Origin of the sequence: Blastococcus sp. CT_GayMR16 (assembly GCF_004570875.1) — a bacterium.
Taxonomy (GTDB): domain Bacteria; phylum Actinomycetota; class Actinomycetes; order Mycobacteriales; family Geodermatophilaceae; genus Blastococcus_B.
This window is the reverse complement of record NZ_SPQK01000006.1, coordinates 90,077-112,652: the sequence shown is the minus strand read 5'-3', so window position 1 is coordinate 112,652 and position 22,576 is coordinate 90,077. Positions and strand designations below refer to the sequence as shown.

The window sequence follows — 22,576 nt, the reverse complement described above, 5'->3', positions numbered from 1 at the left end:
ATGGCACGCGTCACGCGTCCTCACCAGGGGTGGGACGCAGCGACGCGACCACGGGAGGTCAGTACGCGACGGAGATGCGGGCGCGCGGGTGCGCCGCCTGCTCGAGCTCGTCGGCGAGCGCCACGGCGTAGTCGGCGTTGGTGATCCGGCTGACCCCCTCCGCATCGCTGAGCAGCTCTGCACCGCCCACCCGGTACCGGCCCGAGCGCTCTCCCGGCTCGATCACCCGGGGGCAGCAGACCATCGTCCAGGCGAGCGACTGGTCCGCCCCGGCGTACACCGACAGGGCGTCGACGTGCGCCAGGCTGAACGGCCGGTAGACGGGGCTGAAGTCCGGGTCGTCGACGACGCGGACGCCGGGGGCGACCTGCAGCCCCCCGGCACCCCCCACCGCCAGCACCCGGAGGACGCCGGCCCCAGGCAGGGACGTCACCAGCGACCGCGCCGCTTCCACGACCCGGTCGGGCCCCTCCCCCGGAGCCGGCCGCACCGCCGTGACGACGGCGTCGTGCCCGGGTGCGAGCGCCGCCACCGACGCCCGGTCGGTCACGTCGGCCGCGACCACGGTCAGCCCCGGCCGGTCCGCGGGGCCCGCGCCCTGCCGGCTGGCGGCGGTGACCCGGTGGCCGCGGTCGAGGAGCTCTCCCACGATCGCCTCGCCGATCATCCCGGTGGCGCCGTAGACCAGGACGTTCACCAGGAGTACAGACCCCGCTCGCGGGCCAGCGCCTGACCCGAGATGTCCCCGCGCATGATCTGCTCGGCGTCCGGGTCGGTCACCAGCCAGGTGACGGCGGCCCCGATGGCGGCCGGGGGCGCGCCGATGTTGGGGTCGAAGCCCAGCTCGGCGAGCTCGATCGAGTTGCGTTCGGTCGCCACGAGGCCCGGGTCGACGTTGAACGCCCGGATGCCCTGGTCGGAGTACTCGGCCAGCAGGCTGCCGACCACCGTGTGGCCCGAGGCCTTGCCGAGCCGGTAGCCCAGGCCCGCGCCGCCGGCTCCCGGCTTGCCCGCCGGGTAGAAGTCCGTGCCCGCACCGGAGCTGATGGTGACGAACGTGCCGGAGCCCCGGTCGAGCATCGCGGGCAGGAGCAGCTGGGCGATCCGCAGCGGGGCGATGGCGTGCGCCTCGACGAAGAGCCGGTACTGCTCCAGCGGGGTGTCCAGGATGGTGTCCATCAGTCCCGGCCCGATGTGCCGGCCGTTGTTGACCACGACGTCGACGCCGCCCCACCGGTCGAGCACCTCGCCGACCGCGGACTCCACCGACTTCTGGTCGGTCAGGTCCATCCGGACCGGCAGCGCCTCCTGCCCGCGCTCACGGATGAGCTGCGCCGTCTCCTCGAGGCTGCCGGGCAACGGCCGCTCGTCCTTCTTGTGGATGCTCATGCTGTGGTCCTGCGTCGGGTCGCCGCTGTTCAGCGTCCGCGCCCCGATGGCCACGTCGTGACCGGCCTCGGCGAGCGCGAGCGCGATCGCCTTGCCGATGCCCCGGCTGGCTCCGGTGACCAGTGCCCTGCGTGTCATGGCGACTCCTCTGTCGTCGTCGCTCAGGCGACCGCGCCGGCGCGGCGCAGGTCGTCGATCTCGTTCTGCCCCAGGCCCAGGTGGGCGAGGACCTCGTCGGTGTGCTCGCCGTACTCCGGCGCCCGTCGGATGTCACCGACGTTCTGGTCGAAACTGATCGGGGGCGACACCAGCGGCAGCGTCCGGCTCCCGGCCTTCACGTCCTGCACGTACCGGTTCGCGATGGCCTGCGGGTCGTCGTGCAGCTCGCGGGCTGTCTGCACGGGCGCCCACACGCCGAGCGCCTCGTTGAGCACCGTCCGCCACTCGGCGAGCGGCCGGCCGGCGAACACCTCGTCCATCAGGTGGATGAGGTCGGTGTTGTTCGACGCCCGCTCGGCGGCCGTCGCGAACCGGGGATCGGTGGCGAGCTCCGGCCGGCCGATCCGCTCGCACAGGTCGACCCAGTGCTTCTGCGGATCTCCCAGGAACGACAGGTAGAGGAAGCGCCCGTCGCCCGTGCGGTAGGTGTTGCCCGACCACGACAGCGCCTCGCGCGGGGGCCGCGCGTTGAACATCTGCTGCTCGGGCGGGAACGTGCTGCTGATGATCGCCGGCCCGTTGAACCACATGGCCGTGCCCATCAGCGACGAGTCGACGACCACCGCCTCGCCGGTGCGCTCACGCTGGAGCAGCGCCGCGCAGATGCCGCCGGCGAAGACCAGCCCGGACATCCCGTCGCCGTGCCCCACCATGCCGGGCGGGACGTCGGTGTCGGTCACGTTCATCGCGGTGTCCGACAGCGATCCCCGCGACCACCAGGAAGCGGCGTCGTAGCCGCCACGCTCGGACTCCGGCCCCAGCGGGCCGGCCCCCGTGCCCTTGGCGTAGATGATCTTCGGGTTCCGCGCGCGGATGTCGTCGACGTCGATGCCGAGCTTGCGGCGCGTGGCCGGCAGGTAGCTGGTCAGGAAGACGTCCGCCTCCTCCACCATCTTCAGCAGCACCTCGCGCCCGCGCTCGTCAGCGAGGTTGAGGGCGACCGCCCGCTTCCCACGGTTGTAGTGCTGGAACATCCAGTGCGCGCCGCCGGGCTCGGTCGAGCCGCCGAGGAACACCCGCATCGGGTCGGGTGCACCGGGGTTCTCGATGTGCACCACATCGGCACCCCAGGAGGCCAGGACCGCCCCGGCGGCCGGGCAGAACGCCCACACCGTCAGATCGATGACCTTCAGTCCACGGAGAACGTCCACGTCTACCTCTTCCGATTCGGGTGGGTCCGCAGGCCGGTCAGGCCAGGCCGCGGGTGAGCAGTGCGCAGCCGACGGTGGAGCCGGCGCCGTTGGTGACGACGGAGACCTCCGGCTGGCGGGGCAGCTGCCGCTCCCCCGCCTCCCCGCGCAGCTGGAGGGCGGCCTCGTGGAGGTGGCCGAAGCCGTGCAGGCGGCCACCGGAGAGCTGGCCGCCGTTGGTGTTCATGGGGAGCTCGCCGTCCCGGGAGATGCGCTTGCCACCCTCGAGGAACGCCCCCGACTCGCCCGTCCCGCAGAAACCGAGCGCCTCGAGCCACAGGTTCACGATGATCGAGAAGCCGTCGTAGATGTGCGCGCTGTCGACGTCGTCCTTCGTGAGGTCGGTGCGCTGCCACATGTGCTCGGCCGGCCCCCGTCCCGGGAAGGAGGCCAGGTCCTCGTACTGGTCCCACGACGGCCGGCCCCAGCTCGCCGTCCCCAGGGCGTTGATCTGCACCGGCACGTGCGGGCAGTCGGCGGCGGTGTCGACGTGGGAGATGACCAGGGCCGTCGAGGCGTCGCACGGGATGTCGCAGTCGAACAGGCTCAGCGGGGTGGAGATCATCCGCGCGGCCAGGTAGTCGTCCATGGTCATGGGCCGGCCGCGCATCAGTGCGTATGGGGTCAGCTGCGCGTTCGCCCGGGACACGACGGCGATCTGGCCGAGCTGCTCGCGGGTGAGCCCGAAGCGGTCCATGTGGTACTGGGCCAGCGGTGCCAGCCAGGTCGTGGCCGACAGCGCGCCGTAGGGCAGCCGGTACTGCATCTCGCCGTCCAGCTCGGTGTCGCCGAGGGAGAGTCCCCGTCGTCCGGACGCCGTCTGGGCCGTGGACTCGGTGACCGTGCGGTAGATGACCACGTGCCGGGCCAGACCGGTGGCGACCGCCATGCACGCGGTGACCAGCGCCTGCAGCTGGGCGGCGCCGTCGGAACTGCCGGAGTAGTAGTCCAGACGCAGGCCCATGGCGTCCTGGACCGCGTTCGCGCTCGGGCCGCCGAACCCGCCCTTGGCCGTGCCGTTCCCACCCGCGGGGTAGGTCACCAGGCCGTCGATGTCGGACGGCCGCAGACCGGCGTCGGCGATGGCGTTGGTGATGGCCTCGACGGTCAGGGACATCTCGGTGCGACCCAGGTTGCGGCCCACCGCCGACTGCCCGAGCCCGGAGACGTAGCTGCTGCGCTCGCCGATCGTGGTCATGCCGTCGCTCCGGGGGCCGGGCGGAAGAGGGGGTACCAGACGTCGCCGTCGGGGTGCGGCTCGAAGACCACCTCGACCGGCATGTCGAGGGAGACGTCCTCGGCCTCGACGTCGACCAGGTTCGTCGTCAGCCGCAGACCGGGCTGCTCGGCGAGCTCGACCCAGGCGATGAGGTAGGGCTCCGAGCCGGGGATCCAGGGCTGGACGTTCACGGTGTAGGAGGCCACCGTCCCGCGTCCGCTGGCCCGCTCGGGGCCGACTTCGAGGCTCTGGCAGTTCCGGCAGACGGGCGCCGGCGGGTGGAACCAGGAGCCGCAGCTGCGGCAGCGGTGGATCATCAGCGCGCCGTCGGCGCCGCCGCTCCAGAACGCGGAGTTGTCCGCGTCCACGTAGGGCTTCAGGCGCAGCGGCAGGACCGCGCCGACCGTCGTACGGGCCGTCATCTCAGGATTCCTCCGTGGTGTGGACGGCAGCTCCCGGGCACGCTCGACGCCGCGCCGACGGGCGCGGTGGGGAGCGGGATCGTCTGCCGGAACGAGCGACGCGCCGCGGCACCGGCCCGCAGGCCGGCGCCGCAGCGCGTCGGGGTGGTCAGCTGCTGCGCGGGAAGTTGTACAGCTTCCGGGCGTTCAGCTCGACCATCTTGCGGGCCTCGTCGTCCGGGACGTCCACGAGCGTCTCGGCGAGGATCTTGCGGGTGTGCGGCCACTGGCTGTCCGAGTGCGGGTAGTCGCTCTCGAACATGATGTTGTCCACGCCGATGCGGTGCCGCGAGAAGATGCCGGCGTCGTCGGAGATGTAGCAGCCGTAGATGTGGTCCCTGAAGATCTCCGACGGCTTGATCTCGCGGTTCACGTCGTTGTACCAGCGGTGCCGGGTCCAGACGTAGTCCAGGCGCTCGAGGATGTAGGGCATCCAGCCGATGCCGCCCTCGGAGAGGGCCATCTTCACGTCGGGGAACTTGTGGAAGACCGGCGAGAGCAGCAGCTCGGTCATCGCGCTCTGCGAGTTGAGCGCGAAGAGCGTGATGGCCACGGTGAAGTTGCTGGACATGCCCTCGGGCGAGACGACCGGGGCGCCACCGGAACCGAAGTGCAGCGAGATGGGGAGGTTGAGCTCCTGCGCCGCAGCGAGCATCGGGTCCCAGTGGTCGGTGTGCCACGACGGCAGGCCGATGCGGTCGGGCAGCTCCGGGAAGGTGAAGGACTTCGCGCCCTTGGCGGCCGTCCGCTGGAGCTCCTTGACCGTCGCCTGGACGTCCCAGTACGGGACCATCATCAGCGGGATCTGGCGGTCGGGTGCATAGGCGCACCACTCGTCGATGATGAAGTCGTTGTAGGCGCTGATGCAGAGGTTGGCGAGCTCGAAGTCCTTGGACTTGGCGAAGGTGCTGCCCGCGAAACCGCCCATGTTCGGGAAGCACAGCTGGGCATGGACGCCCTCGAGGTCCATGTCCTTGATGCGGTCCTCGATGTCGTGACAACCGGGGAGCATGTCGTCGTAGGTCCGCGGGTCGAGCCCGAAGTCCTTCGGGTCCTTGCCGGCGACGGCGTTCAGCGCGAAGTTGCCGGCCTGCTCGCCCTCGTAGATCCAGAAGTCGTTGCCGTCGGCCGCGCGCTCGATGCGGGGAGCGACGTCCTTGTACTTGCTCGGCAGGCGGTCGAGCCAGACCTGGGGGTGCTCGATCACGTGGTCGTCGACGGAGATGACCTGGGCATCGTCGGGCAAGGGCATGGGTGCCTCCGGTGGCAAGTAAGGACAGCGCCGTTCTGGACGGCTATCTCGTAAGGGTTACGTTAACTCTCGCTGAGACCCCTGTCACGGGGTATCAGTGCTTCGGACCACAAATTTCCTCCGACGACGGTCCGCCGAACCCGGTCCCGCCCGCCGGCAGATGCCAGGACGGGCGGGACGGGAGCTCAGCGACCGGTGAAGCGTGGCTCCCGCTTCTCCACGAACGACCGCATGGCCTCCTCGGAATCGCTGCCGACGCCGAGACCCAGCAGCGTGACCTCGTCCTTGGCCACCTGCTCCATCGACTGCTCCAGGGCGCTGTTGATCTGCCCCTTGACGTGGCCGATGCCGATCGTCGGGCCGGCCGCGAGCCGCTTGGCCCAGTCGCCGGCCACGGCCAGCAGCTCGTCGTCGGGGACGCAGCGGTTGGCCAGGCCCCACTCGGCGGCGGTGCGGCCCGGGAGGGGCTCGCCGAACAGCGCGATCTCCTTGGCGCGGACCGGGCTGGTACCCCGGGTGAGCAGGTAGGCACCGGCCGCCTCCAGCGGCAGGCCTCGCTTGACGAAGACCTCGCTGAACGTGGCGGACTCGGCGGCGATCACGAGGTCGCAGGCGAGCGCGAAGTTGCACCCGAACCCGTAGGCAGGGCCGTTGACCGCGGCGACGAACGGCTTCTCGTTGTCCCAGACCGCCTTGATGAGCCGCCACCAGCCGAAGCGGAGGCCGTCCTCGCGGGCGATGTTGCTGTGGCTCCCGCGCCGGTTGTCCGGCGCGATCTCGATGTGGTCGGGCTCGCCGAGGTCGGCGCCCGAGCAGAACGCCTTCCCGTTCCCGGTGACGACGGCGGCCCGGATGTTCGGGTCGTCGCGGACCTCCTCGACCGCGCCGAGGATGGCGTTCCGGAGGGGGTGGGTCACGGCGTTGCGCCGCTCGGGACGGTTCATCACGATCCAGGCGACGGAGTCCTCGACCCGGAACTCCAGGCCCGCCTCGGCCCATGCCTCAGGGTCGGCGGTGGAGATGTAGTGGACGCCTGGGACTGGCTTCGTCATCGAAGGTTCCTTTGCTGGTGGTGGTGAGACCTGACGGTGTTCAGGCGGTCGTGAGCACGAGTGCGCCGGCGGCGCTGAACATGCCGCCGACGCCCTGGATGAGGCTGGTCCGCACGTCCGGCACCTGGACCACGGCCTCGCCGCGGAGCTGCCGGACGGCCTCCTGGATCGCGAACATCCCGTACTGACCGGTGTGCGTGTAGAGCAGTCCCCCGCCGTTGGTGTTCATGGGCAGGGAGCCGCCGGGACGGGTCGCCCCGCTGGCGATGAAGGCCGACGCCTCACCGCGGCCGACGAACCCGATGTCCTCCAGCCCGTAGAGGGGCAGGTGGGCATAGGCGTCGTAGACCATCAGGTGGTCGATGTCGGCGACGGTGAGATCGGCCTGCCGCAGCGCCTCGGCGGAGGAGTCCCGGAAGCCGCGGAACGTGGTCAGGTCCTCCATGAAGCTGGCACCCGGGCCCTCGCACGTCTCGCCCGAGCCGGCCACCCGGACGGGCGGACCGGTCAGGTCGAGGTCGGCTGCCCGCTCGGCGGAGGTGAGCACGAGGGCTCCTCCCCCGTCGGTCACCGGGCAGCACTCCAGCACGTGGAAGGGCCAGGCGATGATCCGGGACGCCAGGACGTCGTCGACCGTCAGCGACTTGCCGCGGAACGCGCGGGGGTTCTGCGACGCCCAGGCCGACTGGGCGGCCGTCACCTCGGCCAGCGCCTCCTCCCCCAGCCCGTACTTGTGCAGGTAGGCGGTGGTCGGGATGGTGAAGGAGGAGAAGGTGCCCGCGACGCCGTAGGTCAGCTCGAACTGGCCGCCCGGGCTGGCCATGTCGGGGACCCGCAGGGTCGGACCGACCCGCGAGCGGCCGGACTCGCCGTGCGCGACGACGACGACGTCCGCCTGTCCCGTCTGGATCGCCGCCACCGCATGCCGGACATGCAGCATGTAGGAGCACCCGCCGACGCCGGTGCCGTCCAGCCACCGCGGCCGCGTGCCGAGATGGTGGGCGAACTGGGCGACCTGCAGGGTGCTGGCGACGCCGTCGACGTCCCCGATCCCGAGGCCGCACTGCGCCAGCGCCCGGAGCACGGAGTCGGCCGCCAGCTGGAACTGCGACTGGTCGGGGACGACGCCGACGTTCTCCGACTCCGCCGCCCCGACGATGACGACGTCCGGCAGCCCGCTCATGCCGCCACCGGCCGGAACTGCGGGACCTTGAGGCCCTCGCCGCGGTCCTCGAAGACCACCTCGACCGGCATCCCGATCGGCAGCTGTGCCGGGTCGGGCTCGACGCCGAGGATGTTGGTCATCAGCCGGGGGCCCTCCTCCAGCTGCACGAGCGCGATCACGTACGGCCCGTCGGCGGCGTACGAGGGGTGCGGGGTGTGGTTGACGACGAACGCCGCCAACGTGCCCCGCCCGCTCGCCCGCACCCAGGAGACCGAGCGCGACCCGCAGCTGGGGCAGAAGTCGCGCGGGTACCAGAAGACGGTGCCCTCCGCGTCGCAGCGCGGCAGCCACAACTCCTCCTCGGCCGCCCGGTCCCAGTAGAACTGGGTGTCCGGGGTGGGCACCGGCCTCGGCTTCGCCGTCATACCTCGGCCGCCCGCCGCGGGCGTGCCGTCACAGGACGGACCCGGCTTCCTTCGCCGCCGCGATCTGCTCCCAGTCGTAGCCGAGCTCGAGCAGCAGGACCTCGGTGTCCGCGCCGTACTCCGGGGACCGGGCAGGCAGGGGCGGGGTCTCGTCGTACTGCACCGGGGCAGGGATGTAGCGGTAGCTCTTGCCCTCGTCGTCGGTGTTGGTGACGAGGTAGTCGTTGGCCGACACCTGCGGGTCGTCGAGCACCTCCTTGGGAGAGGCCATGACCGACCAGACACCCTTCTCGTCGGCGAGGACCTTGGTCCAGTGCTCGAGGTCGTGCTCCGCGAACGTCGCCGTGAGCTCCGCGGTGGCCGCTGCCGAATTCTGGATCAGGTTGGCCGAGGGGACGAAGCGCTTGTCCTCGGCCAGCTCCGGCCGGCCGATCCGGCGGGTGAAGTCGGCCCAGAAGCGGTCCGGCTGCAGGAAGACCAGCTGGATCCAGCGGCCGTCGCTGGTCTTGTACCGGTTGGTGACCGGGTTGAGAGCCTGGCCCGGCTGCGCGACCGGGATGCGGTCCACGCCGAAGAACTCCGCGGCCGTGATGTCCGGTGCCATCGCCCACATCGCCTGGCCGAGCAGCGAGACGTCGACGATCTTCGCCTCACCCGTGCGCTGCCGGTGGAAGAGCGCACCGGCGACACCGCCGGCCAGGGTCATGCCGCTGGGCAGGTCGCCGAAGGCGGGGCCCTGCGAGATCGGGTACTCGGCGCCGGGGGGCGTGAGCGCGTAGGCGACACCGCCACGGGCGGTGTAGCTGGCCGAGTCGAAGCCGCCGCGGTCGGCGTCCTGACCGCGGGGGCCCTGGCCCGAGCCGCGGGCGATGATGATGTTCGGGTTCATCGCCCGGATGTCCTCGACGTCGACGCCGGCGCGCTTGCGCGGTCCGGGGAGCCAGTTGGTCAGGAACACGTCGGCCGTGGCGATGAGCTTTGCGAACGCCTCCCGGCCGCCCTCGGTCTTGAGGTCGAGGCCGATGCTGCGCTTGCCGCGGTTGCCGATCTCCATCATGAAGTCGACGTCGGCCTTGCCCGTCCCGCGGCGAAGGCCACCGATGACCAGCTGCCGGCCCGGGTCACCGCCCCGGATGTCCTCGACCTTGATGACGTCGGCACCCCAGTCGGCCAGTGCCGCTCCAGCTGCGGGGACGAATGTCCACGACGCCAGCTCTACGACGCGGACGCCTTCCATGATCCTTGCCATCTGTGGTTCCTCCTCGGTTCGGCACACACTCCGGGTGCACCGTTCGCTCTGGGTTGTCGGTCGGTGGAACTGGTTCAGCCGGTCAGCCCGAACTCGGCGGCGAGCCGTGCCCGGTGCTCGGCCGGGCTGCCGAACAGGTACGCCAGCGTCTTCATCCGGCGCAGGTACAGGTGGGCGACGTGCTCCCAGGTGAAGCCGATGCCGCCGAGGGTGTCGATGAGCCCCTCGGCGACCGTCGTCCCCGCGTCGCCGCAGTAGGCCTTGACCACCGAGACGATCTCCCGCGCACTGCCGGGGGACGTCGCCAGCTCGGCCGCGGCGGCGGTGACCGCCGCGCGCATCTGCTCGACGCGGGCCAGGTGCTCGGCGAGCTGGTGCTTGATCGCCTGGAACGAGCCGATCGGCTTGCCGAACTGCTCCCGGGTGCGGGCGTACTCGACGGCGATCTCGAGGCACCGGCCGGCGATTCCCGCCTGTTCCGCGGCGCAGGCGAAGGCCCCGAGCTCGCGCACGGTCTCCAGGCCCGCGGCGAAGTCGGTCCCGACGCGCTGCGCGGGAACGCCGTCCAGCCGGACCACGCCGAGCCGCCGGGTCAGGTCCAGGGACCCGGTCTGCTCGACGGTCACGCCGTCACCGGACGAGGGGACGACGAAGAGCCCCACCCCGCCGTCGGCCTCGGCGGTGACGAGGAACGTGTCGGCCGCGGCGACGTCCACGACGTGCCGCTTGGCACCGGTGAGCCGCCAGCCGTCGCCGTCGGGCACCGCCCGGACCGGCGCCTGCGGGTCGTCGTCGATGCCCAGGGCGGCGACGGTCGAGCCGTCGGCCAGCGCCGGGAGCAGCCCCTTGGCCGTCGCGTCGTCGCCGGAGGCCACCAGGGCCCAGGTGGCGAGCACGGCGCTGCCGAGGAACGGCGCGCCGAGCAGCGCACGACCGCTCTCCTGGAGGGCGATGCCGAGCTCGACGGTGGACAGCCCCTGTCCCCCGTGCTCCTCGGGGACCAGGAGCCCGGACAGGCCGAGCTCGCCGGAGAGCTGGGTCCATGCGCGGGCGTCGAACCCGGTGTCGGTGTCGATCAGCACGCGCACGGTGGCCTCGGGCAGCCGGTCGGCCAGGAAGCCACGGATGGCGGCCCGCAGGTCCTCCCGCTCGGCGATGGTGGTGGTCATGCGCGTGCTCCCTCGGACGGGGTTCCTGGCTTCGGAGTTCGTAGCTCAGCCACGGGGCAGGCCGAGCACGCGCTCGGACAGGATGTTCTTGACGATCGGTGACGTGCCGGCGGCGATGGTCATCGCGCGGGCGGAGAGGTAGGCGTCCGCGGCGTCCGGCGCGTCGCCGGCGACGCCGTCGATGCCGGCCAGATCGAGTTTGGTGGCCGCCAGCCGCTGGGCCGCCTCGCTCCACACGAGCTTGATCACCGACTGCTCGGAGCCGGGCTGCTCCCCCGCCGCCACGCGGGACAGGGTGGCCTCGCCCAGGATCGCCACCACCCGCGCCTCGATGAAGTGGCGGACGAGGGTGTCCTGCTGGACCGGTGTCAGGTCGTCCCCGCGGTGCGCGGCGATCAGGTCGCGGACCTCGCGCTCGAACCGCGTCGCGAAGATCGCGACACCGGAGCGCTCGTGCCCGAGGGTGGTCATCGTGACGTTCCAGCCGTCGTTCTCCTTGCCCAGGAGATTCTCCACCGGGACTCGGACGTCGGTGAAGAACACCTCGGCGAACTCCGCCTGGCCGTTGATCTGGCGGATCGGCCGCACCTCGATGCCCGGTGTCGACATGTCGACCAGCAGCGCGGAGATCCCGCGGTGCTTGGGAGCGTCGGGGTCGGTGCGCACCAACAGCTCCATGTGCGTGGCGTGCATGCCGTTCGACGTCCAGATCTTCTGGCCGTTGACGACGTAGTCCTCGCCGTCACGGACGGCGCGCGTGCGCAGCCCCGCGAGGTCGGAGCCGGCGCCGGGCTCGCTGAAGCCCTGGCACCACACCTCCTCGGTGGAGAGGATGCGCGGCAGGTGCTGCTTCTGCTCGGGAGTGCCCCAGGCGGCGAGCGTCGGGCCGACGTTCTTGAGCCCGAGCATCCCGGCCAGCGGGGGCATCCCGTAGCCGGCCGTCACCTCCTCGATGGCGAGGACCTCGTGCGCCGGGAGGGCCCGGCCGCCGTTCTCGGCCGCCCACCCCGGGGCGGCCCAGCCGGCCTCGGCCATGGCCCGCTGCCAGGCGATCCGGGTGTCCCAGCCGGCGTCGTCCCCGAACTGCTCCCGGAAGCGCGGGACGGCCTCGTCGAGGAACCCGCGCAGTTCGTCCAGCACCTCAGTGCTCATCTGTGTCTCCTCGGTCGACCATGGCTGCCAGGCGTGGCAGGAAGCGGAAGGTGCGGAGCAGGTCGTTCAGGTGGGTGCAGCCGGCCGCGCCGGGCAGGCGGTCGACGACGCCGGAGCCGGCCTCGCCGGCGGGCATGCCGATCAGCCGGTCCACGTTCGGGGAGGCCAGCGGGCAGTCGCGGAAGGGCAGCGTGCGCGGTTCGGCCACGACGGACCGCAGGCGCAGGTCACCCCGGCCGGCGGTCGCGGTCACCACGTACTCGTGCAGTCCGTGCTCGATCCCCGCCCGGTCGACGTGGCTGTCGCGCAGGTAGGCGAAGACGTCCCACCCGCCGTCGGCCGCCGGGGCGATCTCGAGCACGCGCCGGCGCCGCATGGTCCGCGGGGCGAGCGCCTCCTCCTCGAGGAAGGCCTCCGGGGAGCCGGTGACCGATTCCAGGGGCGGGGTCGTCGCGGCGGCACCGAGCAGGGGCACCTCGGCCATGGCCCGCTGGACGGCGACGCCGTCGGCGCGCCAGCCGCTGCAGATGCCCACCAGGGGCGCCCGCCGCTGCCCGGTCGGCGGAGCGGGCGACTCCTCCGCCTCCATCATCAGCGCGTAGCCCGAGATGAGCCGGACCGTCGGCAGGTCGTCGAGCAGGCCCGCCTCGGGCGACGTCGGGTCCAGTCCGTCCAGGGCGGAGAGGCCGGCCCGGAACCCACCACGCACCGCGCGGCCGCGCAGGGCTTCTCCCCGCTGGGGTGCCGCGGGGATCCGGACGTCCTCCAGCACACCGGAGGCATCCGTGCGGACGGCGATCTCGACCGGCTCGCGGGTGGACGTCGAGGCGTTCCCGCCCCGCACGACGTCGCGGGCCCGGGCGCGCACCTCGGTGCCGGACGTCCAGGCGTCCTGCGGCGCGATGACGATGCTGACCTCGCGTCGTGCGCCGGGGGTCGCCGGTGCCGGCAGTTGCTGCACCGGCGTGGCCATGCCGCCCGGCGCAGCGATGCCGGGCGAACCCTGGTCGACGCTCACGGTTGCTCCTCTGGTCCGGGGGTTCGTCCGCTCCGAGCAGGGAGCGGGACGAGGCCCGCCCCCGGTCCTCCGCGAAGGAGGTCCGGGGGCGGGCGACGGGTCAGCCTTCCTGCTTGATCAGCTCACCGCAGACCGGCTCGGCGTCCGGAACCCACTCGTCGCCCTCGCGGACGACGTACCAGGTGCACGCACCGAACGGCGCGCTGCCGTTCGCGAAGGGGCCACCGGAGAACACGGCCGGCTCCACGAGCAGGCCGCCGCCGTCGTACTCGCCCAGGTCGCGCAGGCCCGTGATGAAGGACTCGCGGGTGAGGCAGTCACCGGCCTCCTCGACGCCCTTGATGAACAGGTCGGCGGAGATGTAGCCGGCCTCGGCGAAGCCGGTGCTGGGCTCGATGTCGGGCGCGTACTCCGCCATCGCGTCGACGTAGGCCTGCACGTCCTCGTTCTCGCTCGCGAGCTCGTTGGGGACGATGGCAAGGGTCGACGTCAGTGCGCCCTGGATGAACTCCGACACCTGTTCCGCCACGGCCGGCGTGTAGACCTGGGACACGAAGTTCGCCTTGAGAGTCACGCCCTGCTGTTGTGCGGCCCGGAGCACGGAGATCGACGAGTCGGTCAGCGTCGGGGCGTAGATGCCGTCGACACCCGCTTCCTTCATCTGGATGGCGAGCGCCGTGGCGTCGAAGGAGCCGAGCGGGACGTCGAAGGACGTGACCCCGACCTCGAGGCCGTTGGCCTTGGCGGCCTGGATCATGCCGTTGGCGCTGTTCAGCGATCCGGGCGAGTTGTGCGCCAGGACGGCGAGGTTGGTCGCGCCCTCCTCCTGCAGGCGCGTGACCGCACCCTCGGCGAAGTAGCCGGTCTGGGACCCACCGGCGAAGCCGAAGACGTTCTCGTCCTCGGCGTAGGCGGGCTGGCCCGGGTAGCCGACGACCGGAACGTTCTGCGTCGCCAGGAAGTCGAACATGGTGTCGACGCGCGAGGCGTGCACGATGGCGAACGCCTGCTGCTGCTGAACGGCGTTGCGGGCAGCGGTCACCTGCGCGGCGCCGTCGCCGAGGTCGTCGTTCTTCTCGAGGGTGATCTCGCGGCCGTTGACCCCGCCGTCGGCGTTCTGCAGCGCGAAGCGCGCCTCGGCGGCCTCGACGAAGCCGGCGAAGGTGCTCGCCGACGGGCCGCTCAGCGGCGACACCGAGGCGACGGTGATCGAGTCGTCGGTGACACCCGGCGCCTCGCCGCAGTCAGCGGAGGCCGAGCCACCACCACCGCCACCGCCTCCCCCGGCGTCACCGCAGGCGGCCAGGACGAGGGAAGCAGCGACGCCGGCCACGGCCACGACCGTGGTGCGCCGCCCCCGGCGCGGGCCGGAAGCAGATCGAAGGGGGAACGGGGTCATGGAGGAACTCCTTTGTCATGCGGGGATGGATCCGTCGGTGCACGAGCAGCCGGTCAGGGCCGGCGGAACGCTTGTCGCGAGCCCCCGAGGGACGGAGGCCCCGACCGTGGCGCGGTCCGCTGAGGACCGCGCCACGTCCGAGAGCTGGTGCAGGGGTGCTGGTCAGCCGGCGATCTGGATCAGCTCGCCGCAGGTCGGCTCGTCGTCCGGCACCCACTCGTCGCCCTCGCGGGTGACGAACCAGGCGCAGCTGCCGTACCGCTGGCCACCGTTGGGGGCGTCGCCGCCGGAGAACTGCGCCGGCTCGGTGAGCAGGCCGCCCCCGTCGTACTCGGTGACTCCGCGCAGGCCCTCGATGAAGGACTCGCGGGTGAGGCAGTCACCGGCCTCCTCGACGCCCTTGATGAACAGGTCGGCGGAGATGTAGCCGACCTCGGCGAACCCGGCGCTGGGGTCGGTGTCGGGCGCGTACTCCTTCATCGTGTCGATGTAGGTCTGCACGGCCTCGTTCTCGTCCGCCAGCTGGTTCGGGACCACGGCGAGGGTCGTGGTGATCGCGCCCTGGATGAACTCCGAGATCTGGTCGGCGACCCGCGGGTCGTAGACGCTCGACACGAACACGGCCTTGAGGTCCACGCCCTGTTGCTGCGCGGCCCGGAGCACCGACACCGACGAGTCGGTGAGGGTCGGCGCGTAGATCGCGTCGGCGCCGGCCTCCTTCATCTGGATGGCGAGCGCGGTGGCGTCGAAGGACCCCAGCGGGACGTCCAGCGACTTGACACCGACCTCGAGGTCATTGGCCTCGGCGGCCTGGATCATGCCGTTGGCGCTGTTCAGCGATCCGGGCGAGTTGTGCGCCAGGACGGCGAGGTTGGTGGCGCCCAGGTCGACCATCTTGTTGACGTACGCCTCGGCGAAGTAGCCGATGTTGCCCGATCCGGCGAAGCCGAAGACGTTCTCGTCCTCCACGTAGGCGGGCTGCCCGGGGTAGCCGACGACCGGCACGCTCTGCGTGGCCAGGAAGTCGAACATCGTGTCCACGCGTGAGGCGGAGATGATGGCGAAGGCCTGCTGCTGCTGGACGGCGTTGCGGGCCGCGGTGACCTGCGCTGCGCCGTCCCCGAGGTCGTCGTTCTTCTCGACCGTGATCTCCCGGCCGTTGACGCCGCCGTCGGCGTTCTGCAGTGCGAAGCGCGCCTCGGCGGCCTCGACGAACCCGGCGAAGGTGGTCGCGGACGGACCGCTGAGCGGGGACACCGAGGCGAGGGTGATCGCATCGTCGGTGACACCGGGTGCGTCGCCGCAGTCGGCAGCGGCGGTACCCCCGCCACCGCCGCTGTCGTCACTCGCGTCGCCGCAGGCGCCCAGGACGAGGGATGCGGCGACGCCTGCCACGGCGAGGGCCGCGGTGCGCCGCGCCCGTCGTGGGCCGGTGGCGCCTGGAAGGGAGAACCGGGACATGGACTACTCCTTGGGTGCGGGACGACGCTGTCGTGGCACGGCCGGCTCGCCCGGATCGTCCGGTATATCGGAAGCCGTACGGGAGGGTGGCCGGTTGGAACGTAGGTGCATGACCCAGGTCACGTCAACGTACGGCGTACGGCCCGTGACACGGCTGTGACCTGCGGGCCTCCGCGAGGCCTCAGACCTGCGCGCGCAGCTCGATCCGGGCCCCGCCGGTCTCGTCCAACGGGAGCACCAGGGACGTGCGCCCGAACTGCTCGAAGCGTGCGCCGACCCCGGCCAGCGCCGCGCGGGCGGCGTAGATGTCGGCGACGGGGAAGTCGACCGAGAAGATGCGCTCGCCCCTGTCCCGCAGGAAGTCGGTCAGGTGGTGGTCGACAGCGGGGGTGACCAAGGGGGTCACGAACTCGACGACATGGTCCGGGAAGTCGACGGCCACCGACCGCGTGTTCAGGTGGCGCCGCTCCTCGGCCCGCACGCCCTCGGCGCCGGTGAGGTCGGCGAGCCAGCGGGCGGCCGCGTCGGGGTCGTGCGACGCGACGCTGATCGCCACCGGCCCGACGATGCCCAGCGGGTTCTCCTCGCCGGCCTTCGGCGGCGTCCAGCCCGGGTCGTCCCGCGGGTCACCCGGGAAGTGCGCCTCGGTGAGCTCGAAGGAGATGCCGTGGCCGTCCTTGGGGTGGGTGAACGCGTACTGGCCCTCGACGTGATCGGTGATCCGGATGCCCCGTTCGCGCATCGTCTCGATCGCGGCGTCGAGGGAGGGGACGGTCCATTCCAGGGAGTGCCACCCGGACCCGTTGCGCTCCACCCACTGGCCGATGGCGCCGTCGGGCCGGGTGGGCGAGAAGATCTCCACCACCGTGCCGGCGATCCGCCAGAGGGCGTTCCGCCCGCCGAAGGCCGGTTCCTCCCAGTCCATGAACGTCTGCGCGCCGAGGACCCGGGCGTGGTAGCCCGCGACCGCCTCGTGGTCGGCCGCGAACGTGTTGACGTGTCCCAGCCGCTGGACCTGCACCGTGCTCATCGGATCTCCTCGCTCCCCGGCAACGTTGCCGGGCTCGTGTCACTGGTGCGCAACCCCGCGGAGCTGCGCGTCGGCCATCTCGTCGATCAGTTCCGCGCACCGCTCCGGCCGTTCGAGGATCACGTGGTGGTGGGCGCCGGGTAGCGCCTCCACCCGCGCACCGGCGACGACGCGGCCGAAGTACTCGGCCGAGGAACGGTCGGTCACCTGGCTCTCGGTGCCGTAGACGTAGCCGACCGCGAAGGGCAGCCGGGTCAGGGCGAGGTCGACCTGCTCGTCACCGAGGTCGGAGATGTCGAACTGGTCGTGCTTCCAGCGCCAGCCGAGCTCGGTATCGCGCGTGCTGTGCTCCCCGATGACCGCCATCACCTCCGGCTCGGGGTGCGGCTGCGGCGGCATCAGCCGGAAGCGGGTCAGCAGCTCCTCGCGCGTGGCCGCGTACCGCGGCCCCCGGGGCGGGCGGGCGCCGTCCCGCGGCTCGTCGTGGAAGGAGCGGTAGCGGCCGGGCGGCCGGACGCCGCTGTCGAGCATGACCAGTCCGGCGAACCTCTCCGGATGTTCCACGGCGGTCAGCAGCGAGACGTTGCCGCCCATGCTGTGCCCGACCAGCACCGGACGTCGCGCGCCGACGGCGTCGCAGACCGCCAGCAGTTCCGCCGACCACAGCCGGGTGGAGTAGGCCGTCCGATGCCCGCTGTCGCCGTGCCCGCTGAGGTCCACGCGGGTGATCCGCCAGGCCGGCTCGAGCAGCGGCAGGACCGTGTGCCACCAGAGGTGGTGGGCGCCCCGGCCGTGCACGAGCACCAGGTCGCGGTCCCCGTCGCCGGACACCGCGTACCGGATCTCGGCGCCCTCGACCTCGACGACCCGGTCCAGCCACGACACCGGGCCGGGTACGACGCCTGCGGTCATTGCGGGCCCCCTCGGCGCTCGATCACAGTCCCGCGACGGCGCCGGATCCCGGGCGCCGCGGCTTTATCGAAAGCCGAACGGTACGGCGCACCCTAAGTTGGTGGGCGTCCCCCTGTCCATCACCACCGGTCCTGCGCCCCGCGCCCGCCCGCCGCTGAGGAGTTCCGATGCCGCCGCCCCTGCAGCCGCCCGCCCTGCCCGTCCGCCCCGGGGACTTCCACCGCCTGGGGCTGGTCACCGACCGCCCGGCGGCGGAGGTGTCCGAATGGTTCACCAGGGTCCTGGGAGCGATTCCCAACACCAGCGACATGCCCGCCGTGCGCGGCTACCCGCGGTTCAGCGAGGAGGCGCCGGCGGACGGCGGCGAGTCGGGCGCGACCGCGGAGGTCCTGTGGGTCGGGCCGAGTCCCATCGCGGTCTTCGTGCCCGCGGGCGAGCACTCGCCGCTGACCGGGTTCCTGTCCCGCTACGGCCCGGGCGTTCATTCCGTCGCCTGGTCGGTGGACGACCTCTGGACGGTGGAGAGCCTGCTGAGGCGGCACGGGGTCCGGATCACCGGCACCGACATCGAGGGCCGGCACATGTTCATGCACCCGAAGGACTCCGCCGGGATCCTGGTCGAGTGGACCGACACCGACTTCGCCGACGATCCCCGCCACGGGTCCGGGCCGATCGGGCCGACCGCCGGAGAGGTGCCCGTCCGGGGACTGGCGTGGGTCACCGCCGTCGTCCGCGACCTCGACGCCGCCGTCGGGGTGCTGGGCACCCTCGTGGACGTCGAGGTGGCGGCGCCCCGGCCCGGCAACCTTCCCGGCGAGACGATGGCGGACGTGGCGGTCTTCGACCTGGTGGTGCGGCTGGTCTCGCCGGACTCCCCGGAGAGCCGGTGGGGGTCCTTCCTCGCGGCCGGCGGCGAACGGCTGGCGTCGCTCGCCTGGGCGGTGGACGACCTCGCCGCCACCGAGGAGCGCCTCCGGACGGCGGGCATCCGGGTGACGGAGCGGGCGGGGTCGGTGCTGCTGACCGAGCCCGCCGACACCCTGGGTCTGCGGATGGAGTGGACGGCGACCTCCTGACGGCCGCCGTTCCTGGGCAGCGCCTGCTCAGCCGGCTCCGCGCTCGGTGAGCAGGCCCTGCCCCAGCACCGTCCGGCCGGTCTCGTCCTGCGTCACGAAGACGGCACCGTCGCCGGTCCGCCAGATCGACGTGTGCAGCTCCTGCCCCGGGTAGACGGGGGCGGCGAACCGCGCCTTCATGGCGCCGAACCGGTCGACGTCGGAGCCGAGCACGGCGTGCAGCAGCGCCCGCCCCACGAAGCCGTAGGTGCAGGCGCCGTGCAGGATCGGGCGGTCGAAGCCACCCCGGGCGGCGATCTCCGGATCGGAGTGCAGCGGGTTGCGGTCCCCCGACAGGCGGTAGAGCAGCGGCTGCCAGACCGACGTCTGCTGCCGGACGACGACATCGGGCTCGCCGTCCGGCGCCGTCCAGGTCGCCGACGGTCCCCGGTCGCCGCCGAAGCCGCCCTCACCACGCACGAAGGAGCCGGTCCGGGTCGCCGCCAGCACCCGGCCCGTGGCCGGGTCGGTGAACGTGGCGCTGAACGTGACCAGCGCGCCACTCCCCTTGTCCTGGATCGACTCGACCGCGGCCACGACCTCGGCGCTGCCGTCCGGCGGCAGGGACTCGTGCAGCCGGATCTCCTGCTCCGCGTGCAGGCTCCGGGCCCGGTCGTAGTCGCCGAAGGGCCGGTCCACCCGCCGCCCGATGACCATGGGGAACGTCGGCAGCACCGCCTGGACCACGCCCACGGAGTTCTCGGTCGTGAACTTCAGCTCACGCTGCGGGTCCTCGCTGCCGGCGCCCACTCCGAGGGCGTACAGGATGGCGCGGGCGGAGTCCCAGGTGACGGTGACCGGCTCGGTCCGGTAGCCGACGACGGACATGTCCATCGGCATCGCGATCAGGCCTTGCTGCGGTAGGGGTGGGACTGCCGGACGTCGAAGTTCGGCGCCGCCTTCGAGAAGACGGCGGGGAACTTCTCCTCGATGAGGTCGAAGGTCAGCGGACCCTCCTCGTGCAGGGTCGGGCCGATCTCCCAGCCCTCGGCGACACCGACGTACCCGCCCACGACGCTGAAGACGCGGCCGGTGACCTCCTTCGACTCCGGGCTGCCCAGCCACAGGACGAACGGCGACACGTGCCGGGGGTCCAGCGGGTCGAAGCCCTCGTCGATCGTCGGTGAGGCACCCGCGGTGGCCAGCAGCCGGGTCTTCGCCACGGGCGCGATCGCGTTCGCGTTGACCCCGTAGCGCCCGAGCTCCATCGCCGAGACGATCGTGAGGTTGGCGATGCCGGCCTTCGCCGGGCCGTAGTTGGACTGGCCGAAGTTGCCGAACAGCCCGCTGCCCGACGAGGTGTTCACGATCCTCGCGTCGACGCTGTCGCCGGCCTTCGCGCGGTCCCGCCAGTGTCGGCCGGCTGCCTGCGTGGTCAGGAACGTGCCGCGCAGGTGCACCTTGAGGACGAGGTCGAAGTCGGCGACGTCCATGTTCAGCAGCGCCTTGTCGCGGAGGATCCCGGCGTTGTTGACCAGGGTGTCCAGCCGGCCAAAGGCGTCCAGCGCCGTCTGCACCAGCTGCGCCGCCCCGTCGGGCTCGGAGATGTCGGAGGAGTCGGCGACGGCCGAACCGCCCTCGGAGCGGATCAGGTCGACGACCTCCTGGGCCGGCCCCGCGGACGCCCCCTCCCCCTCGCTGCTGCCGCCGAGGTCGTTGACCACGACGGCGACGCCGTGGCGGGCGAAGGCCAGTGCGTGCTCACGGCCGATCCCCCTGCCGGCTCCGGTGATGACGGCGACGCGCTGGTCCATGGTCGTGCTCCTTGGAATCGGGATGAGGGTGTTCGGAAACGACGCGCGAGCTCACTCCAGGCGCATGGCGCGCTCGGCGGTCTCGGGCTGGTCGGCGGTGGGGTCGTGCGGTGGATGGCCGTCCTCGGCGGCGCCGGCGGCCGCGCTCGGCCGCAGCAGGCCGAACCAGAGGCCGGCCAGACCGACCAGGGCCAGGACCGCGCAGCCGCCGAAGGCCACCCGGTAGCCGCCGAGGGCCGCCAGTCCCCCGACGACGGCGCCGCCGAGGCCCTGTGCGACGTCGAAGAACATCGTGAAGGTGGCCACCCCGACGGCGCGCTCGCGCTCCGGCACCCGGCTGAGCGCGAGGGTGAGCATCGCCGGGTACTGCAGGGAGATGCCGAGCGCGAACGGCACGATCCCGACGTAGAGACCCCACGCGACCGGGGTGAGCGCGATGGTGCCCAGCCCGACCGCCAGCAGGACCGCCGACAGTGGTCCGACGATGCGCGGACCGAAGAGATCGGGGATGCGGCCGCCCAGGATCCGGGCCGCCAGGACGCAGCCCGAGTAGGCCAGCAGCAGCCACTCGGGACTGTCCAGGCCGAAGTCGCGGACGTACAGGGCGATGAAGGAGGTGAAGGCCACCGGGCCCACGAGGCCGAGGGCGAAGATCGCCCCCGGGAGGATGGCGGCCGGGTGGAAGTGCCGCTGTCGCGCCTCCCCCGGTGCGGCCTGGATGACCAGGTTGGGCACGCCGAGGATCGGCAACACGCCCAGCAGGGTGACCGCGCCGGCCACGACGAAGGACAGCTCGAACCCCAGCGCCTCGTACACCGCCTGCCCCGCCACGGCCCCGAGCCCGATGCCGAGATAGGGCGCGACGGAGAAGTAGCTGACCCCCTCACCCCGGCGGTTCTCCGGGACGGTGTCCATCACCGTGGTGATCGCCCCGATGAGCACGAGGGCCGAGCCCACGCCGGTCAGCAGCCGCAGCACGCCGAGGACCACGAGGTTCGGCGCGATGCCGGAGAACACGAACGAGACCGCGCCGATGACGATGCCGACGACGATCAGTCGCTGCCTGCCCCACGCGTTCGCCCGGCGTCCGGCCCAGGGGCGGATCGCGATGGCGGAGACCGCCGTCAGCCCGACGATGACGCCGACGGCCAGGTCGTTGCCGCCCAGTTCCTCGGTGACGAAGAGCGGCAGCACCGGGACGGTCATGCCGAAGGCGGCGAAGAAGCAGAAGCCTCCGGTCAGCAGGAGCAGGAAGGCCCGCGTGAACAGCGGCGGACGGTCGGTCGCCGGACGGTCGGCCGCCGTGGTCAGCGGAGGACTGTCCGGGTCGACCATGGAGAGAGGCTTACCACCTCAACACCACTACCGTAAACCTCGCTATAACAGCGGGGGCCGTCAGTGGGAGGTCACTCCGCGGCCGGCTCGGCCTTCTCCTCCGCGTCGCCCTCGCCGTCGGGCAGGTGGCCGGCGGGGGCCGTGCCGAGCGGGGTCACGTGCTCGCGCTGCTTGTGTCCCGCCAGGCCGGCCTCCTCCGCGTGCAGGCTGACCTCGTCGGTGATGATCTGGCTGTTGTCGAGACCGGACATCGCGGAACTTCCTCTCGGTGGCCGCCCGGGGGCGGCCGGTCAGGTGGTGTTGCGCCGGGCCGTTCCGCGGTAGCCGAAGAAGGCCTCGAAGTTGTCGTCGGTGATCGGCTGCCGGGCGTTGCGCTGGGCGGCGTCCTCGAGGAGCGCCAGCCGGGCGCGGGCCGACCCCAGGGCGGGCCCCGGATCGGTCGCCGCCGCCAGGCGCGCGACCTCGTCCCGGAGCGTCTGGATCTCGGTCTGCAGCCGGACGCCCGCCTCCCCGTAGGTCAGCAGGTCGTGGTCCTCGTCCGCAGGCCGCTCCAGCAGCCCCCCGTCGCCCGGTTCGGTCACCCGGAGCCTCCTCGTTCACATGGTGATCC

The 22,576-nt window shown here is 72.1% G+C and carries 23 protein-coding genes; 1 reads left to right on the top strand and 22 read right to left on the bottom strand.

The window, feature by feature from the left end:
- Positions 1–58: 58 nt before the first annotated feature.
- From E4P38_RS09435 to E4P38_RS09355, 17 genes are all read right to left on the bottom strand, one after another.
- Positions 59–697, bottom strand: a complete 639-nt coding sequence (locus E4P38_RS09435; RefSeq protein ID WP_135131525.1) for an NAD(P)H-binding protein — start codon at positions 695–697, stop codon at positions 59–61.
- Positions 694–1,527: an SDR family NAD(P)-dependent oxidoreductase gene (locus E4P38_RS09430; protein ID WP_135131524.1), complete on the bottom strand. Its 834-nt coding sequence runs from the start codon at positions 1,525–1,527 to the stop codon at positions 694–696. Before E4P38_RS09430 ends, E4P38_RS09435 begins: the two co-directional genes overlap by 4 nt.
- A 23-nt stretch (positions 1,528–1,550) precedes the next feature.
- Entirely contained in the window at positions 1,551–2,759 is a 1,209-nt protein-coding gene (locus E4P38_RS09425; protein ID WP_135131522.1) for a CoA transferase, read from the bottom strand.
- Between the two features lie 37 nt (positions 2,760–2,796).
- Positions 2,797–3,996 (bottom strand): thiolase family protein, encoded by a 1,200-nt coding sequence (locus E4P38_RS09420; RefSeq protein ID WP_135131521.1) that lies wholly within the window; start codon positions 3,994–3,996, stop codon positions 2,797–2,799.
- Positions 3,993–4,439, bottom strand: a complete 447-nt coding sequence (locus tag E4P38_RS09415) for an OB-fold domain-containing protein (protein ID WP_135131519.1) — start codon at positions 4,437–4,439, stop codon at positions 3,993–3,995. The genes E4P38_RS09420 and E4P38_RS09415 overlap by 4 nt, the downstream gene beginning before the upstream one ends.
- A gap of 148 nt (positions 4,440–4,587) precedes the next feature.
- Entirely contained in the window at positions 4,588–5,730 is a 1,143-nt protein-coding gene (locus E4P38_RS09410; protein ID WP_135131518.1) for an amidohydrolase family protein, read from the bottom strand.
- A gap of 185 nt (positions 5,731–5,915) precedes the next feature.
- Entirely contained in the window at positions 5,916–6,782 is an 867-nt protein-coding gene (locus tag E4P38_RS09405) for an enoyl-CoA hydratase-related protein (protein WP_135131516.1), read from the bottom strand.
- 40 nt (positions 6,783–6,822) lie between these two features.
- Positions 6,823–7,965 (bottom strand): thiolase, encoded by a 1,143-nt coding sequence (locus tag E4P38_RS09400; protein WP_135131515.1) that lies wholly within the window; start codon positions 7,963–7,965, stop codon positions 6,823–6,825.
- Positions 7,962–8,351: a Zn-ribbon domain-containing OB-fold protein gene (locus tag E4P38_RS09395; RefSeq protein ID WP_209309021.1), complete on the bottom strand. Its 390-nt coding sequence runs from the start codon at positions 8,349–8,351 to the stop codon at positions 7,962–7,964. The genes E4P38_RS09400 and E4P38_RS09395 overlap by 4 nt, the downstream gene beginning before the upstream one ends.
- Before the next feature lie 49 nt (positions 8,352–8,400).
- Positions 8,401–9,621 (bottom strand): CoA transferase, encoded by a 1,221-nt coding sequence (locus E4P38_RS09390; protein ID WP_135131512.1) that lies wholly within the window; start codon positions 9,619–9,621, stop codon positions 8,401–8,403.
- A 74-nt stretch (positions 9,622–9,695) separates the two neighbouring features.
- Positions 9,696–10,790 carry an acyl-CoA dehydrogenase family protein gene (locus E4P38_RS09385; RefSeq protein WP_135131511.1) on the bottom strand — a complete coding sequence of 365 codons (1,095 nt, stop codon included), beginning with the start codon at positions 10,788–10,790 and terminating at the stop codon, positions 9,696–9,698.
- Positions 10,791–10,835: 45 nt separating this feature from the next.
- Positions 10,836–11,942 carry an acyl-CoA dehydrogenase family protein gene (locus tag E4P38_RS09380; protein ID WP_135131510.1) on the bottom strand — a complete coding sequence of 369 codons (1,107 nt, stop codon included), beginning with the start codon at positions 11,940–11,942 and terminating at the stop codon, positions 10,836–10,838.
- Positions 11,932–12,960: a DUF2889 domain-containing protein gene (locus E4P38_RS09375; protein WP_135131509.1), complete on the bottom strand. Its 1,029-nt coding sequence runs from the start codon at positions 12,958–12,960 to the stop codon at positions 11,932–11,934. The genes E4P38_RS09380 and E4P38_RS09375 overlap by 11 nt, the downstream gene beginning before the upstream one ends.
- Before the next feature lie 100 nt (positions 12,961–13,060).
- Positions 13,061–14,359 carry an ABC transporter substrate-binding protein gene (locus E4P38_RS09370; RefSeq protein ID WP_135131508.1) on the bottom strand — a complete coding sequence of 433 codons (1,299 nt, stop codon included), beginning with the start codon at positions 14,357–14,359 and terminating at the stop codon, positions 13,061–13,063.
- A 162-nt stretch (positions 14,360–14,521) separates the two neighbouring features.
- A complete protein-coding gene (locus E4P38_RS09365; RefSeq protein WP_135131507.1) occupies positions 14,522–15,820 on the bottom strand; it encodes an ABC transporter substrate-binding protein in 1,299 nt (432 codons plus the stop codon).
- A gap of 181 nt (positions 15,821–16,001) precedes the next feature.
- Positions 16,002–16,850, bottom strand: coding sequence for a VOC family protein (locus E4P38_RS09360; protein WP_135131506.1), 849 nt, complete (start codon positions 16,848–16,850; stop codon positions 16,002–16,004).
- Positions 16,851–16,889: 39 nt separating this feature from the next.
- Positions 16,890–17,762 (bottom strand): alpha/beta hydrolase, encoded by an 873-nt coding sequence (locus tag E4P38_RS09355; protein WP_135131505.1) that lies wholly within the window; start codon positions 17,760–17,762, stop codon positions 16,890–16,892.
- Positions 17,763–17,929: 167 nt separating this feature from the next.
- On the opposite strand from E4P38_RS09355, the gene E4P38_RS09350 reads away from it, so the two are divergent.
- Entirely contained in the window at positions 17,930–18,838 is a 909-nt protein-coding gene (locus tag E4P38_RS09350) for a VOC family protein (protein WP_135131504.1), read from the top strand.
- Between the two features lie 27 nt (positions 18,839–18,865).
- Here E4P38_RS09350 and E4P38_RS09345 read toward each other — a convergent pair whose 3' ends face one another.
- The 5 genes from E4P38_RS09345 to E4P38_RS09325 form a co-directional block, all read right to left on the bottom strand.
- The gene (locus E4P38_RS09345) at positions 18,866–19,711 is read right to left on the bottom strand and encodes a MaoC family dehydratase (protein ID WP_209309020.1); all 846 of its coding nucleotides are present in this window, start codon (positions 19,709–19,711) and stop codon (positions 18,866–18,868) included.
- Between the two features lie 11 nt (positions 19,712–19,722).
- Complete coding sequence (locus E4P38_RS09340; protein WP_135131502.1) at positions 19,723–20,631, bottom strand: SDR family oxidoreductase; 909 nt, start codon at positions 20,629–20,631, stop codon at positions 19,723–19,725.
- 51 nt (positions 20,632–20,682) lie between these two features.
- Positions 20,683–21,966 carry an MFS transporter gene (locus E4P38_RS09335; RefSeq protein ID WP_135131501.1) on the bottom strand — a complete coding sequence of 428 codons (1,284 nt, stop codon included), beginning with the start codon at positions 21,964–21,966 and terminating at the stop codon, positions 20,683–20,685.
- A 71-nt stretch (positions 21,967–22,037) separates the two neighbouring features.
- Entirely contained in the window at positions 22,038–22,217 is a 180-nt protein-coding gene (locus E4P38_RS09330; RefSeq protein ID WP_135131500.1) for a hypothetical protein, read from the bottom strand.
- 39 nt (positions 22,218–22,256) lie between these two features.
- Positions 22,257–22,547 (bottom strand): acyl-CoA synthase, encoded by a 291-nt coding sequence (locus tag E4P38_RS09325; RefSeq protein WP_135131499.1) that lies wholly within the window; start codon positions 22,545–22,547, stop codon positions 22,257–22,259.
- Positions 22,548–22,576 lie beyond the last annotated feature (29 nt).